This window comes from Pradoshia eiseniae, from assembly GCF_002946355.1.
Lineage (GTDB): Bacteria > Bacillota > Bacilli > Bacillales > Pradoshiaceae > Pradoshia > Pradoshia eiseniae.
Genome location: NZ_PKOZ01000012.1, coordinates 42,742 through 58,493 on the forward strand (window position 1 = coordinate 42,742; position 15,752 = coordinate 58,493).

At 40.5% G+C, this 15,752-nt stretch carries 11 protein-coding genes; 6 read left to right on the forward strand and 5 right to left on the reverse strand.

All coding sequences use genetic code 11. From position 1 onward, the window contains the following. Window positions 1-275 precede the first annotated feature (275 nt). The 5 genes from CYL18_RS15425 to ald all read left to right on the forward strand — a co-directional run bounded on the left by CYL18_RS15425 (window position 276) and on the right by ald (window position 7,039). Window positions 276-2,261: an LTA synthase family protein gene (locus CYL18_RS15425; RefSeq protein ID WP_104850423.1), complete on the forward strand. Its 1,986-nt coding sequence runs from the start codon at window positions 276-278 to the stop codon at window positions 2,259-2,261. Window positions 2,262-2,583: 322 nt separating this feature from the next. Continuing rightward, complete coding sequence (locus tag CYL18_RS15430) at window positions 2,584-3,204, forward strand: DUF47 domain-containing protein (RefSeq protein WP_104850424.1); 621 nt, start codon at window positions 2,584-2,586, stop codon at window positions 3,202-3,204. Window positions 3,205-3,224: 20 nt separating this feature from the next. After that, a complete protein-coding gene (locus CYL18_RS15435) occupies window positions 3,225-4,223 on the forward strand; it encodes an inorganic phosphate transporter (protein WP_104850425.1) in 999 nt (332 codons plus the stop codon). Between the two features lie 324 nt (window positions 4,224-4,547). Continuing rightward, on the forward strand, window positions 4,548-5,786 hold the full coding sequence (locus CYL18_RS15440; protein WP_104850426.1) for a PucR family transcriptional regulator: 1,239 nt from the start codon (window positions 4,548-4,550) through the stop codon (window positions 5,784-5,786). A 122-nt stretch (window positions 5,787-5,908) separates the two neighbouring features. Next, window positions 5,909-7,039 carry an alanine dehydrogenase gene (gene ald, locus CYL18_RS15445; RefSeq protein WP_104850427.1) on the forward strand — a complete coding sequence of 377 codons (1,131 nt, stop codon included), beginning with the start codon at window positions 5,909-5,911 and terminating at the stop codon, window positions 7,037-7,039. A gap of 49 nt (window positions 7,040-7,088) precedes the next feature. Here ald and arcA read toward each other — a convergent pair whose 3' ends face one another. Continuing rightward, window positions 7,089-8,321 (reverse strand): arginine deiminase, encoded by a 1,233-nt coding sequence (gene arcA / locus CYL18_RS15450; protein ID WP_104850428.1) that lies wholly within the window; start codon window positions 8,319-8,321, stop codon window positions 7,089-7,091. 335 nt (window positions 8,322-8,656) lie between these two features. On the opposite strand from arcA, the gene CYL18_RS15455 reads away from it, so the two are divergent. Next, window positions 8,657-10,033 (forward strand): peptide MFS transporter, encoded by a 1,377-nt coding sequence (locus CYL18_RS15455; protein ID WP_104850429.1) that lies wholly within the window; start codon window positions 8,657-8,659, stop codon window positions 10,031-10,033. A gap of 58 nt (window positions 10,034-10,091) precedes the next feature. Here CYL18_RS15455 and yhbH read toward each other — a convergent pair whose 3' ends face one another. The 4 genes from yhbH to CYL18_RS15480 form a co-directional block, all read right to left on the reverse strand. After that, on the reverse strand, window positions 10,092-11,261 hold the full coding sequence (gene yhbH / locus CYL18_RS15460; RefSeq protein WP_104850430.1) for a sporulation protein YhbH: 1,170 nt from the start codon (window positions 11,259-11,261) through the stop codon (window positions 10,092-10,094). A gap of 217 nt (window positions 11,262-11,478) precedes the next feature. Further along, window positions 11,479-11,673 carry a hypothetical protein gene (locus tag CYL18_RS15465; RefSeq protein WP_104850431.1) on the reverse strand — a complete coding sequence of 65 codons (195 nt, stop codon included), beginning with the start codon at window positions 11,671-11,673 and terminating at the stop codon, window positions 11,479-11,481. Window positions 11,674-11,776: 103 nt separating this feature from the next. After that, entirely contained in the window at window positions 11,777-13,672 is a 1,896-nt protein-coding gene (locus tag CYL18_RS15470; RefSeq protein ID WP_104850432.1) for a PrkA family serine protein kinase, read from the reverse strand. A 1,517-nt stretch (window positions 13,673-15,189) separates the two neighbouring features. Next, window positions 15,190-15,666: a small multi-drug export protein gene (locus CYL18_RS15480; RefSeq protein ID WP_104850434.1), complete on the reverse strand. Its 477-nt coding sequence runs from the start codon at window positions 15,664-15,666 to the stop codon at window positions 15,190-15,192. Window positions 15,667-15,752 lie beyond the last annotated feature (86 nt).

A 15,752-nucleotide genomic window follows, 5' to 3' on the forward strand; every position in this document is an offset into this window, starting at 1 on the left:
TTTCACCCAACAGGAGATTTCTATCATCCTATCTAATATAATATTAATAATGTGATAAAATTGCATATATATCAACTCAGGAAAACAGAGGAAGATTCATAAGCTGACAAATATTGATAGGATGCCTGTTTAGCCGGATAAATTGTCGACATTATGGCATTTGACTTTTCCTGAATTCAGTTTATAATTCAATATTGTTATTCCTTTTTAAAAGTGAATTTTACAGGCATGATAATATGCTAAATTTCTATATATTTAAACTCAGAGGTGAAACAATGCGTGCATTTTACAACACACTAAAGAAGAGTGTAAGTGGACCTGTTGGTTTCCTAATTGTTGCTGTCTTCCTATTCTGGCTGAAGACGTATGCAGGCTATATTGTAGAATTCAATTTAGGAATATCCAATTCCATGCAGGAGTTTTTACTTCTGTTTAACCCGATAAGCACAGCTGTTATTTTCTTTGGTATTGCTCTATTTGCCAAAGGCAGAAAATCATTCATTTGGATGATTATCATAAATCTGCTGCTATCGATTGTACAATATGCAAATATCGTCTACTATCGCTTCTTTAACGATTTCATTACTTGGCCGACCTTAACACAAACTTCAAATATCAGCCTTGACGGAGGCATGTTGGGAAGCATCGCTGAATTGCTTCGTATATATGACCCACTGTATTTCGCAGATACCATCATCCTGATTCTTTTAGTTGTGTTCAAGAAATTCAAGCCTAGTGAAGGAAGACTAAAGCTTCGAAAGACTGCCGCTGTCATGGCGACAGGTGCAGCACTATTAGTTATCAACATTCTATTGGCAGAAATTGATCGTCCACAGCTATTAACTAGAACGTTCGACCGTAACTATCTTGTGAAATATTTAGGGACGTACAACTACACTATTTATGATGGATTGAAAACAATGAAAACAACGGCACAGAAAGCTTCTGCAGATTCAGATGATCTCGTCGAAGTTCAAAACTTCGTTCAAGCAAATCATGCAGAACCTAATGACAAGTATTTCGGTGCCGCTGAAGGAAAGAACGTCATCTATATCCATCTCGAATCTTTCCAAGAGTTCCTGATGGATTATCAATTAAACGGCGAGGAAGTTACACCTTTTATTAACTCCATGGCCAAAGACAAAAACACCTTGTATTTCGAGAACTTTTATCATCAAACAGGACAAGGAAAGACTTCTGACTCAGAGATGCTGCTTGAGAACTCCTTATTCGGATTGCCTCAAGGTTCTGCTCTGACAACAAACGGCATGAACACATACCAGTCTGCCGCAGCTATTTTGGATCAAACGAAAAATTACTCATCTGCCGTTTTCCACGGCAACACGGGAACATTCTGGAACCGGGATGAGGTGTATAAATCATGGGGTGTCCAAAACTTCTTTGATTCCAGCTATTATGATATGAACGAAGAAGATGTGGTAAGCTACGGATTGAAGGATAAACCATTCTTTGAACAATCCATGGATTATTTAAAGTCACTACCACAGCCGTTCTACACAAAGTTTATTACGGTAACTCATCACTTCCCTTATACGATTGATGAGGAGGATGCGACAATCGGGCCTGCAGCAACTGGTGACGGTTCCGTAGACCGATACTTCCAAACAGCTCGCTATATGGACGAAGCCATTGAGGAATTCGTTAATAGCTTAAAAGAATCCGGATTATATGAGAATTCCATTCTTGTGTTCTACGGTGACCACTATGGAATTTCTGAAAACCACAATGAAGCGATGGCTCAAATTCTAGGCAAGGAAGAAATCACTGAGTTTGACAATGCTGAGCTTCAAAAGGTTCCGCTTCTTATCCACATTCCTGGTGTAGAAGGCGGTGTTCAATCACAATATGGCGGTCAAGTGGATCTGCTTCCAACACTGTTGCATCTGCTTGGTGTTGAAACAGATGATTATATTCAATTAGGCACTGACCTATTATCTGAAGACCATAAAGAAATCGTGCCATTCCGTAACGGAAACTTCATGAGCCCGACGATTAATAAAATTAACGGCAAGTATTATGATTCGGAAGGTAATCTGATTGAAGAGACGGAAGAAGCGGTCCAAATGGCCGATTATGCACAGACCGTACTTGATATGTCAGATAAGATTATTTATGGAGATCTGCTAAGATTCTACACTCCTGATGGTTTCACGGCTGTAGATAGATCCAAATATAATTATAATATTGACCATGATCAATTAAGTAATACAGACGAGAAGAACGCGACAGAAACCAAATAATTTATGAAAGGCAGCTGCAATACCACCACGGAGGTATATTGCAGCTGCCTTTTTGTTTATTTCTGATTCAAATTATCTTGAATGGGTACAATACTTTTATGCAAAAATACTAAAGGGCATGAACAAGAACATTACAATTGTTACAATGAATCAACCGAATGTAAAGACAGTGTAAAGGAATATTACAATAAACATGTTTTATGTAAAGTTTTTATAAATTCATTCTTAATTTAATTTTTTCTCTTTTCAAGCGTTTCTAAAAGGATTAAAATAAGTTAGCATCGAAGAGTTACTATATTGTCGAATGAAAGTGGAGGTAATTATGGTATTCAAATCAAAAAAGGATAAATTTGCAGTCATGCTGCTAAATATCTCTTCAAACTTAAAGGAAGCTTCCGATTACTTTGCCGATTATAAATTAAAAAACATTAGTGATTTGAAAATCTTCGCGGATACTATGAAGCAATATGAAACCACAGGTGATGAGCATATTCATGAGGTGATCAAGGAATTAAACAATGCTTTCATCACACCAATCGAGCGTGAGGATATCTTAATGCTTGCCATGACTATGGATGATGTTCTTGATGGGTTAGAGCACTGTTCCGCTCTATTTGAGATGTACTCCATCGTTAACGCAAATGAATATATGCTCAAATTTGTTGATGAGATACGTAACGCAGCCCATGAAATCGATCGTGCGGTTGATTTATTGACAGTGAAGAAATTAAACGACATCAGACCAATTGCCATCAAGATTAAAGAGCATGAATCTGATTGCGATACTTTACATCGTCAGTCTGTCAAACACTTGTTCAGCGTCGAGAAAGACCCAATCCGTATCATCCAATATAAAGAGATATACGAAAACCTTGAAGAAATCGCTGATTACTGCCAATCCGTAGCGAACACACTAGAAACAATCGTCATGAAAAACGCTTAATGAAAGGTCTCTGAACAAATATGGATACATTATTAATCATAACCGTCATAATCGTGGTCTTAGCCCTGTCCTTTGACTTCATTAACGGGTTTCATGACACAGCTAATGCCATTGCTACCGCGGTTTCAACGAAGGCTTTGAAGCCTAGACATGCTATTCTGATGGCAGCTATCATGAACTTCGTTGGAGCCATGACATTTACTGGAGTAGCGAAGACAATCACGAAGGATATTGTTGACCCGTTCACATTAGATAACGGTTCAGTCGTTATCATGGCAGCCCTTATATCAGCCATCGCATGGAACCTGGTCACATGGTATTATGGCATTCCAAGCAGTTCCTCTCATGCCATTATCGGATCCATTGCCGGTGCAGCTATTGCCGCTGCCGGTTTTGGCGCCATCCATTTCGAAGGTTTTATGAAAATCATCTTTGCGCTTCTTTTCTCGCCAGTCATTGCCTTTGTTGTCGGGTATACTGTTTACAGCATCTTCAAGGTTATTTTCAAGAATAATAACCTGACGAAGACAAATAAGCGATTCCGTTATCTGCAAATAGGGACTGCGGCCTTGCAGGCATACTCCCACGGTACGAATGATGCGCAAAAAGCAATGGGAATTATCACTCTCGCTCTTATTGCCAATGGCTTTGTTACTTCCACTGACATTCCTTTTTGGGTTCAAGTATCCTGCGCCACGGCTATGGGGCTTGGAACATCAGTAGGCGGCTGGAGAATTATTAAGACTGTTGGGGGAAATATCATGAAAATACGACCAATCAATGGGGTAGCTGCTGATGTATCTTCTGCGGCCATTATTTTCGGAGCCACCTTCATTCACCTTCCAGTCAGTACGACTCATGTTATCTCCTCTGCTATCATGGGTGTGGGTGCTTCACACCGTGTCAAAGGAGTTAAATGGACTACGGCACAGCGTATGATTATTACATGGATTATTACCATGCCAATTGCTGCAACGCTTGCTGGAGTTATTTACTTGATTTTGAATTTATTCTTTTAATACTTTGAGGGGCTTTCCCATAAGCCTCTTATAAAGGCAGGCTGCGAAAACAGAATCGTTTTCGCAGCCTGTTTTTAGATTTTCCTGAAACTAGCCCAGACACCTTTAGAACGTTATAGGTGGCATAGCTATCTATAATTTGATGTTAATCGTTGATAATCTGTTGATAACATTGTTACGGACTTGGAAAACGTGAAATGAGATGGGCTACCCTAACTATTCATAGACTTACATCAGCTCACAGTTCCCTCTAATGTTTATTCGCTCCACTCCTTCCATTTCCTGTATAATAAAAACATACAGGTTCGTTAAAGGAGCGCAAAAATGGAAAAAGATTTTCATTCAAAGGATTATTTCAATGAAGTGTACGCGAACTTGGATGAATTCGCAGAAAAAGTCAGCCTGCTCATTGGATGCCCCGTTACAATAGAAGACTCAAACCACCAGCTTCTCGCTTACAGTACCCATAGCTATATAATGGACGAAGCCAGAATTCTCACCATAATGGGCAGAAGGGTTCCGGAAAAAGTCATCAATTCACTCTGGAAAGAAGGCATAATTCCCACCCTCCTCAACAGCAGCGAGCCCGTTATCATCCCTTCTAAACAACAGGTTGGCCTTGGCAAAAGGATAGCGATTTCTATCCGCAAAAATGAGAATGTGCTCGGTTTTATTTGGGCTGCCTTAGAGCCCGAGTCAGAACTTTCTCCGCATGCCCTCTCCATTCTTAAATTAGCTGCTAAAGAAGCTAAAAATCAGTTATTGCTCGTTCAATCTCGCCTTAAACGCAAAGAAGAAAGCTACCAAGAATATTTCTGGAAACTCATCACTGGTCATTATAGCTCTGAAAAGGAATTCCGCACTCAATTGGCAAATTTCCCAATTATCCTTCCGAAACAGCACTGCATCGTCGTCTTTCACTTTGAACAGCTAATCACAGCTGAAACAGAAAGGCATATCCATTACTTAATTAATACAACTCAAAAGATAAAAACCATTTTCCATACGATTGATTCAGATAAATTGATTATCCTCGTTGACTCTTTAACTGCTGATTCAACACATGCAATCAGCTCCTTCATTGAATCATTTATCGCTAATATGGAGGAACGGTTCAATATCAAGGTTCCAATTGGCGGTTTCGGCAGATCCTATCACCAGCTCATTGACGCACAAAAAAGCTACACAGAGGCGATGATGGTCATCAGTCTCAAGAAACGATACAAGCAGGAACTTGGCTTAATTTTTGACTACGAGCACCTTGGCGTTTATCAGTACCTTGAGTCTCTCTCTCACCAAAGAGGCAGCCTGAATGAATTGCCTGCAGGACTTACTATACTAAAAGAATACGACCTTAAACATCAGACCAATCTCTTCCATACACTCGAGACTTTTTTAAGCTGTAATTCCGATCCAAATGAAACATCATCCATCCTTCATATCCATACAAATACTCTTTCCTACCGCTTGAAAAGAATATCCGAAATCAGCGGGTATAATCTGAAGGATATGAATATGAGAGCCTATCTGTATATCGAATTCAAGTTAGCAAAATTTGATTAAACATTCACAATTTGTCATATTTCACAAATTGTTTATTTTCCTTTTTTTCTTTTTCACATAGAATTATCTGAAAGTTAACATTATACTATTGGTACAAACGTATGTCTGGAGGAGAGAAATAAATGCGGATAGGAATACCTAAAGAAATTAAAAACAACGAAAACCGAGTTGCCATCACTCCAGCTGGCGTGTTAACCTTCATAAACGCTGGCCACGAGGTAATGATTGAGTCATCAGCCGGTGTTGGCAGCGGCTTTTCAGATGCTGATTACGAAGCCGCAGGAGCAGTCATTACGAATGCTCAAGAGGTTTGGACTAAAGCTGAGATGGTCATGAAAGTCAAAGAACCGATTCAAGAAGAATATCAGTATTTCCGCCCTGGTCTTATTCTTTTCACATATTTGCATTTAGCTGCGGAACCTGCCCTAACTAAAGCGTTAGTCGATAACCAAGTCTTTTCAATCGCCTATGAGACTGTAAAGAGCGGCAACAAGCTGCCACTTCTGACCCCTATGAGCGAGGTTGCTGGAAGGATGGCTGCACAAATTGGCGCACATTTCCTTGAAAAGCCTGAGGGCGGCAAAGGAATTCTTCTAAGTGGAGTACCAGGCGTAAAGAGAGGGAAGGTTACAATCATCGGAGGCGGTGTTGTTGGCGTGAATGCAGCGAAAATCGCCATCGGTCTTGGTGCTGATGTCACGATTATCGACCTCAATCCAGAGCGCCTGCGCGAAATTGACGATATATTCGGAAATCAGGTCTCTACATTGATATCCAATTCACTTAATATCGCCAACGCAGTTGCTGAATCAGATCTTGTGATTGGAGCCGTATTAATTCCGGGAGCAAAGGCTCCAAAACTTGTCACAGATGCGATGGTCCAAGCTATGACGCCAGGTTCAGTTATTGTAGATGTTGCCATTGATCAAGGAGGCATATTCGAGACAGCTGATCATATTTCTACACATGACCAGCCAACTTACGTGAAGCATGGAGTCGTGCATTATGCCGTAGCTAATATGCCAGGCGCTGTTCCTCGCACATCAACGATTGCCCTGACAAACACAACGATTCCATATGCAGTTCAAATTGCTAATAAAGGGGCATTAAACGCTGTCCAAGAGAATCCTGCTCTTGCCGAAGGGGTTAATACGCTCAATGGACATGTTACGTATGAAGCTGTTGCGCGTGACTTAGGCTATTCTTATAAACCTTTAAAAGACGCCATCGTCTTACCACTACAGCAAGCATAAATAAAGAGGCCTGCATCACTATCATAATGTGATGCAGGCCTCTATCTTTTTAACTCCTGACAAGGGGCATACTCATGCAGCGTGGGCCTCCCCTTCCTCTCGAAAGTTCAGCACTCGGAACCTCAATGACCTCTATTCCATACTCGGCCAAGAGTTCATTGGTCACTTGATTGCGATCATATGTGATAACAACTCCCGGCGCAATGGCAAGCGTATTCGAGCCATCATTCCATTGCTCTCTTGGGGAGAATATTGTGTCCCCTCCGCCACATGGAATTAAAGCAATCTCCGGCAAATGCAGTACCTCTTTTAATGCTTCGGAAAGATTGGACCTTCTGGATATTTGCACTTCCTTCTCCCTGTCGAGTTCAAGTATAAAGATATTCATATGTCCATTTAATCCTTCTATCTCTGGATGAATGGTAAATTTATCACGATCCACCATTGTAAACACCGTATCTAAATGCATAAATGCCCTTTTCTTGGGTATCTCTACGGCCATTACCCTCTTATAGGAGGTACCGGCCAACAGCAAGTTATGCGCCAATTGTTCAATGGCCCGGGCAGATGTCCGTTCGCTTACGCCTATTGCGATGACCTCATCGCTCAACACAAGAATATCACCGCCCTCCAAGGCGAACGGATAATTGCGCTTTAGCCATTGCGGATGGCTGTGCACACGATAATTTGGATGGTATTTCATGATGAATTCCCAAAAAAGAGACTCACGTTTCCGCGCAGAAGTAGACATCTTATGGATCGTCAATCCCTCACCTATAACGGCAGCCGCATCGCGTGTAAAGTATAGGTTTGGAAGCGGATCAATATAGAAAGGATAATGAGCTGATATTAGATCGTCTAATTGAAGCTTTTGATGGTGGTTAATATCCTTCTTTAAAACACCCTCCATCAGTTTCTTCACAAGACTTGGAGTGTCTAGCGAATCCAAATATTCACGCAGTATGCTATATCCTTTGTGCAAATGATTTTTGCTTTCCTTTAAAAAGGCCTCAATCAATTCTCCTTTTACGACCTCATCAAGGATTGACTCTTCTACCAACCTTTCCAAATAAACAACCTCTGTTCCCCGCTCCTGTAAAGCAGCAGCAAAGGCATCATGCTCCTTTTGCATTGTTGGCAAAAAAGGAATGTCATCAAATAATAATCGTTCCATATTAGATGGGATAAGATGCTCTATTTCCTTCCCTGGCCTATGTAAAAGAACCCGTTCTAGTTTTCCAATCTCCGATGTAACATGAAGGCTTTTTACCGTTTTCTCCAAAACAATGACCCCCTTTGTCTAGTCCATCTTTCTCTATAGTTTATCATAATATATTTTCCATTTCTGGTTAAAAGCAACATAACAACGTCCAATTTATGTAAAAACAAAAATAAACTATTTCGATATAAGATTATGTGGTAAACTAATCACAGTTTTAATAATGTATAAATATACAATTAAACCTTATTAAAAGCTCAATTTTTCGATAACCTCGATAAATTGTTGAATACTTATGAATATTTTTACTTTGGTAAAGCGTTAAAAAAGCATTGTTCTTTTGTATAAATTTTTTTAAAATAATTTTATGCTTTAATATGGAGAAGGAGAGAATATTTATGTCAGCAAATACATCGGCACTAAATAATAAAAAGCATCCTCCAGGGCTCTACCTCTTATTCCTAACTGAAATGTGGGAGAGGTTCAGCTACTATGGTATGCGCGCCATCTTAATTTTATATTTAACAACAGAGCTTGTTAGCGGTGGTTTAGGCATTGACAGCTCAGTTGCATTAAGCATCTATGGTTTCTACACTGGTGCAGTATATTTCACACCAATTGTTGGCGGATGGTTAGCAGACCGCTACCTCGGACACCGGTTATCCATTACAATCGGTGGTTCCTTAATGGCGTTAGGGAATATCGCCCTTTTTGCTCACCAAAGCAAGACGGCTTTATTCATCGGGCTAGGTTTGATGATTATCGGTAATGGCTTCTTCAAGCCAAATATCTCTACATTACTTGGAGACCTATATAAAGGGAACGAGTCCCGCCGCGATGCAGGATTCACTATTTTCTATATGGGAATCAACATTGGTGCATTCTTTGCTCCTCTATTGATTGGTTTCCTTTCAGAGGATTTATTCGCTAGCACAGCTAACGGTGTTATGCATTATGGATTCCGCTATGGATTCTTGGCATCTGCCATTGGTATGATTATCGGACAAGTTCTATTCAATACCCTAGCGAACAAATACCTTGGAGACATTGGCAAACGCCCAGCTGTTGCTCAAATTGCCAATAAAACTGGAGCAAAAGATAAACAGCCGCTTACGAAAGCAGAAAAACAACGCACAATGGTTATTCTTATTATCACATGCTTCGTTGTCTTCTTCTGGGCTGGCTTTGAGCAAGCAGGAAGTTCATTAACCTTATATACAAAGGATTTCGTTGACCGTGAAGTGTTCGGCTGGACAGTGCCGATTTCTTGGTTCCAATCATTGAACCCGCTCTTCATTGTTCTATTGGCACCTGCCATTTCTGCTCTTTGGATTAAGCTTGCAAACTCTAAACGCGGTGATCTTCCTGTACCGACAAAAATGGGAATGGGTATGATTACTTTAGGCTTAGGCTACATCGTTCTTTTGTTTGCTGTATTCCAAACAGGTAATGACGCAGCTACAATGGCACAAAAAGCAAACATGATGTTTATCATTGTTACTTACTTGATGCACACACTTGGTGAGCTATTCTTGTCACCTGTCGGGCTTTCCTTCGTAAGTAGAGTTGCTCCTGTGAAATTAGCATCCTTACTTATGGGTGTATGGCTTGCATCTTCAGGTGTGGCGAACATCCTTGCTGGACAGCTTGCAGCTGTCACTCAATCCCTAGGATACTTTGAAGTATTCGCCGTTATCGGCGGATTGGCAATCTTCTTTGGACTATTGCTCTTGGCATTGTCTAAGAAGCTTGTTGCCATGATGGAAACGAAATAATTCATCTTCATACTCAAAGAGGCAGACGGATCAATCCATCTGCCTCTTTTTTTATGAGTCAGCGTCCCGCCGCATGATTAGGCTCCTTTTTGAAGAAGCTTCTCATCGCATGAAATACATCGGCCTTTTGCTTTAGAATATAGTACTGGAATTTCTCATCCTTAATGTTTTTATAAGCAGACATTAATGTGGAGTTGCGATTATATTGATTAACCTCTCCATAGCCGAACATATTAGAGACCTTCATCAGCTCACCAACAAGCTTGATACAGCGAGGATTATCTGAGGTCAGATTATCCCCATCAGAGAAGTGGAATGGGTAGATATTATACCGCTCTATCGGATACTTCTCCTCAATAATCTCGAGAGCTTTCCGGTAGGCAGATGAACAAATCGTTCCCCCGCTCTCCCCCTTCGAGAAGAAATCCTCCTCTTCTACGACCTTCGCTTCTGTATGATGGGCAATGAATTCGATATCAACTGTTTCATATTTCGTGCGAAGGAAGCGTGTCATCCAGAAGAAGAAGCTTCTTGCCATATACTTTTCCCAAAGGCCCATGCTCCCTGAAGTATCCATCATCGCGAGCACAACAGCCTTTGACTCCGGCTTCTCAATCGTGTTCCATGATTTGAACTTCAAATCCTCTTGGAAGATTGGCACAAATCCCGGTTGCCCGCCTAAGGCATTTCGCTTAAATGCACTGATCATCGTCCGTTTCTTATCGACATTTCCCATTAAGCCTGTTTTACGAATATCATTGAATTCATAATGCTCCGTTACATGGTCTCCCTGATCCTTCTGCTTCAGGTTAGGAAGCTCAAGCTCCGAGAACAATGCCTCCTGGATTTCAAGCAAGGATACTTCTGACTCTACATAGTCCTCCCCAGCCTGATCTCCTGCTTCTCCGCCTTTACCCGGGGCTTTTTGGCCTGCCCCGTCTCTAGCGACTACATCCCCGACCTGGGAATCGCCGTCACCCTGCCCCACATGCTTATTCTTGTCATAATTATAGCGAATTTTATATTCATCAAGAGAACGGATTGGTATTTTCACGACATCTTTTCCATTGGACATGATGATGCTTTCCTCTGTTATCAAATCGGGCAGATTGTTCTTGATTGCCTCTTGCACTTTCTCCTGGTGTCTTTGCTGATCGTCGAATCCTTTTCGATGGAGGGCCCAATCTTCCTTTGAAATGGCAAACTGATGGCTGCTGTTATCGGACATTTCTTATCCCCTCCTGTATATCCCTCATGAAATAGATAAAGGTTAACCCATTATTAATAGATTACTCTATCTTATGCGAAAGGCGGGAATTATTTCCAAAATATTCAATAAATAAGACAAAGATAGCAGCTAAAAAATCTGTTCTAATGAATCAGAATAAATGAAAACAGGCAGAGAAACCTTCACTGTTTTCTCTGCCTGTTTCATGTGTAATTCCTTACTTATCGTCTAATTCCTCTTCCTCATGCTGGATAGGATCCGGTGACTTCCCATAGTCATTTGCCAGCTCTTCATTGGTCCGCAAATTCTCCATTTGCTTGCCCAATTCCTTCATCCCCTTTAAATCAGGTGCCATTTGACCATTTTCCGCCCTGCCCTCTGCAATCGTTTCGGCCTTTTCTGTTTTCTTCATATTCTATCACCTCTAACCCATCATTTCCCTTTTTCAGGAAAAAACAAACGCAGTAAGAGAGGGACTCAGGAAAACATCGGCAAAGCAGAGAGACCACCAATGATTACCGGTTCAAGAGGCTACCGACATAGCGTAAAAGTTCATTCGCAGAAGTTGAATTATAACCATGCTCATCGATTAAACGGGCAACTACCTCATTTATTTTCTTCAATTGTGTCTCATCCGGTGTCTTTGATGAAGTAGTGATTTTCACAACATCCTTCAGGTCTGCAAACAATTTCTTCTGGATGGCTTCTCTCAGTCGATCATGGGAATTATAATCAAATCGTTTTCCTTTGCGCGCATAGGCAGAGATACGAATCAGGATTTCTTCCCTGAATGCCTTCTTCGCATTCTCGGAGATACCGATTTGCTCTTCAATTGATCTCATTAATTTTTCGTCTGGATTGATTTCCTCACCAGTCAGGACATCACGAATCTTGGATTTATTGCAGAATGCCTCCACATTATCAAGATAATTATTCATCAATGTCTTCGCAGACTCCTCATAGGAATACACGAATGCCTTCTGAACCTCTTTCTTCGCAATATCGTCATATTCCTTGCGGGCAAGAGAGATATAATTCATATACCGCTCTTTTAATTCGGTTGTTATCGAGGCATGCTGGTCCAGTCCTTCCTTAAGTGAACGCAGAACATCAAGCGCATTGATCGATGGCGTATCTTTTCGAATGATGGTCGATGAAATACGATTGATGACATAACGCGGGTCAATACCGCCCATCCCCTCATCTGCGTATTCCTTCTTCAGCTCCTCGACATCAGCTGAGTTGAATCCTTCTACGTTCTCCCCATCATACAGGCGCATTTTCTTAACGAGGTCAATATCACCCTTTTTCGGCTCCTTTAATCTCGTCAACGTCGTAAACATCGCTGCCACTCGTAATGTGTGCGGCGCGATATGAACACCGGCTACATCACTGTCTTGAATCATCTTTTCGTAAATCTTCTCTTCCTCAGAAACCTTCAGATTATATGGGACTGGCATGACAATAATCCGTGAATGCAAGGCCTCATTTTTCTTATTGGAAATAAATGACCGATACTCTGTCTCATTTGTATGGGCAACGATTAACTCATCCGCACTGATAAGCGCGAATCTTCCAGCCTTGAAATTCCCTTCCTGAGTCAACGATAGCAAATGCCACAGGAACTTCTCATCACATTTGAGCATCTCTTGGAACTCCATCATCCCCCGGTTAGCCTTGTTTAATTCTCCGTCAAAACGATAGGCGCGCGGGTCAGACTCTGATCCATAGGTTGCAATCGTCGAAAAATCAATGCTTCCCGTTAAGTCCGCAATATCCTGTGATTTCGGATCTGACGGACTGAAGGTCCCGACACCAACCCTTCTATCCTCTGACAGGAAGATACGTTCCACTGGCATATCCTCAATCCGATTATGATAATCCTTTTCCAGCCTCATCATATTGAGCGGCGACAGATTTCCTTCAACACGGATGCCATATTCATCAAAGAAGTCATTTCGCAAATGCGTCGGAATCAAATGAAGAGGGTCCTCATGCATCGGGCATCCCTTAATGGCATAAATCGCCCCCCTGTCTGTTCGCGAATATTTCTCCAGCCCTCTTTTTAACAAAGTTACTAAAGTCGATTTCCCGCCACTGACAGGTCCCATCAATAACAAAATTCGCTTTCTGACATCTAATCGTTTAGCAGCTGGGTGAAAATATTCCTCTACTAGTCGCTCAAGCGGCTCTTCAAGGCCAAATAATTCTCCTTTAAAAAAGCTATACTTTTTCTTGCCATTCACCACTTCCACGCCCGCATCCTTGATCATGTTATAAACTCGCGAGTGAGCTGATTGGGCTACCAAGGGCCTCTCCTTCAATAATTGCAAATAATCACCGAATGTTCCTTCCCATCTCAATTTTTCCTCTTCATCTCTGAATTGTTCTATTTTTTTTAAGATATCCATTCAGTATAGTTCCTCCCCTAGCCATGATTCAGCTGCTATTGATACATATGCTTGTAAGCGGGCAAACATGTATGATATGGGTGATGGTTCATGATGTTAAAGCCCAATTTCTCTATCACCAATATATTCTTGGACAAAGAAAAAAATACTACAATATGGTATACTTTTCTAAAGTGACCAAAATAAGGAGGAAGGCACAGTGAACGTTGCTATTATTCTATTAGTATCCCTCACATTCTTGGCAGCCATTTTTACGGCTGGATATAATGATAAGCCTAGATAACTCTTCATTTTGTACATAAAAAGCGATTCGCCTCACTCTCCTTTTGAGTGCTGTGCGAATCGCTTTTTTCTTTTCTCCAGTGCATCTTTCTATGTTGAAGAATCACACTTATTTAGTTGTTTTCAGCTGCCCATTTTATGCAGAAAAACCAGTAGGTTAGCATACCTAGGATATACGCAACAACATCCCAAATATCAGCAGTGCTCGATTGCATAAAGATGGGGGTTATGACCTCCCAACAAATCCCGCAAAATAAGCCAGCAACCAAGAAGTGCCTGATTTTTGTTAGCTGAAACGAAGTCCAATTACTTAGAGACAGAACAAAGTTAAGGTATGCCGCAAATGAGATTCCTCCAAAGTAATCATTTAAATGACATCGCAGCAGATATCCAAGCACAGGAATCTGTATATCAGCTTTAATCAGTTCATTTAATTGAAATAGAATCAATGGCACAATGAAAAACAACAGATCCTTTTTCTGTTTCTTATTTAACCGCATATCGAGAATAAAACCAATGCGACAATAATTGCGAAGACAGTTGACCAGAAACCCATAAGGGAGCCTCCTTTACCAGATAATATTCCTATCTATATGCTTCCATAGCCCACCAATACCCTAGACATTAATGGGAAAAAGAATAAACGCTAACTCTTATCATCATTCCTGTGCTTATAGTAAATAATGCTCCAATTTTCTAATACCCTTTTGACTCAAGAATAATCGTATTTTTATATATTAAAAAAATAAATTATTATATCAATATATTTATATCTTCTATATAAAGACCATTACATTCTTTTATTTAACACATCTTATCCTAAATGAAGATTTACTATTATAGATATCTGATACAAAGATTTTATTATATTTTAATATCATATTCCTTTTTAAATTTCACCAGACGAATAGTTTCGATAGACACTAATTTGAGCTGCCAATCGGTTCCCCATTCCATATAATATTTCCTGATGTCGGCAATTCTCCCATTGGGATGATATGACTAGATAACTCTTCAGTTTGTATACAAAAAAGCGATTCGCACCAGTCTCCTTTGAGTACTATGCGAATCGCTTTTTTCTTTTCCCTAGTTTTTATATCAAGGTCTTAAGCAAAAAAGAAACTTTAGGTAACATAGAATAACCATCTTCTGCCAAATAGTACGATAAGTTAAAAGAATGGATGATATAGCAAGAAATGCGGAGTTAACGTAGTATCTTCTCCCCTTTTCATTGATTAAATCCAATTTATGTACTTCAATCCATACACAGAGCCTACTGTCATGACGACCGACCAAACGACCAAACTAACCCCCATCAAGGTAACTACTCTTGGTTTAGAAGCACCAAACACAAGTGCCATTAAAGCAGCTATGTCTGTCCCAAGTATGGAAGGAGAAACTAAAGCGAAAACCGGCAAACCATATTTTTCCCAAATACGTTTGGCTCTCGTTTCTCTTTTTGTCGGTCCCGCTTTCCCTTTCTTTTCTCTGCGTTTGTTACGCCATGCGGCAATTTGTCTAAAAAACATCGCGAAGACTATAACCATAATAAAATTGCCTATAAAAGATATAACCCCAACAACTATAGGCGACATACCCAATGCAACACCTACCGGGATAATATAAAACACATCCAAGAATGGCAATATCGATATTAAAAATAATGCGACGTATTGCCAAACACCCTCTGATTGCTGAACCCACTCGACCATTTAAATCCCCCTTGTAATAAAGCAAAAATACATTTTTATTTTTTGCTTAATAATTCAATCCCTTCGTTACTATTCACCCCCATAAT

Coding starts and splice junctions, on each gene's coding strand:
- CYL18_RS15425 (WP_104850423.1), top strand. CDS start 276: ATGCGTGCATTTTACAACACACTAAAGAAGAGTGTAAGTGGACCTGTT.
- CYL18_RS15430 (WP_104850424.1), top strand. CDS start 2,584: ATGGTATTCAAATCAAAAAAGGATAAATTTGCAGTCATGCTGCTAAAT.
- CYL18_RS15435 (WP_104850425.1), top strand. CDS start 3,225: ATGGATACATTATTAATCATAACCGTCATAATCGTGGTCTTAGCCCTG.
- CYL18_RS15440 (WP_104850426.1), top strand. CDS start 4,548: ATGGAAAAAGATTTTCATTCAAAGGATTATTTCAATGAAGTGTACGCG.
- ald (WP_104850427.1), top strand. CDS start 5,909: ATGCGGATAGGAATACCTAAAGAAATTAAAAACAACGAAAACCGAGTT.
- CYL18_RS15455 (WP_104850429.1), top strand. CDS start 8,657: ATGTCAGCAAATACATCGGCACTAAATAATAAAAAGCATCCTCCAGGG.
- yhbH (WP_104850430.1), bottom strand. CDS start 11,261: ATGTCCGATAACAGCAGCCATCAGTTTGCCATTTCAAAGGAAGATTGG.
- CYL18_RS15465 (WP_104850431.1), bottom strand. CDS start 11,673: ATGAAGAAAACAGAAAAGGCCGAAACGATTGCAGAGGGCAGGGCGGAA.
- CYL18_RS15470 (WP_104850432.1), bottom strand. CDS start 13,672: ATGGATATCTTAAAAAAAATAGAACAATTCAGAGATGAAGAGGAAAAA.
- CYL18_RS15480 (WP_104850434.1), bottom strand. CDS start 15,666: ATGGTCGAGTGGGTTCAGCAATCAGAGGGTGTTTGGCAATACGTCGCA.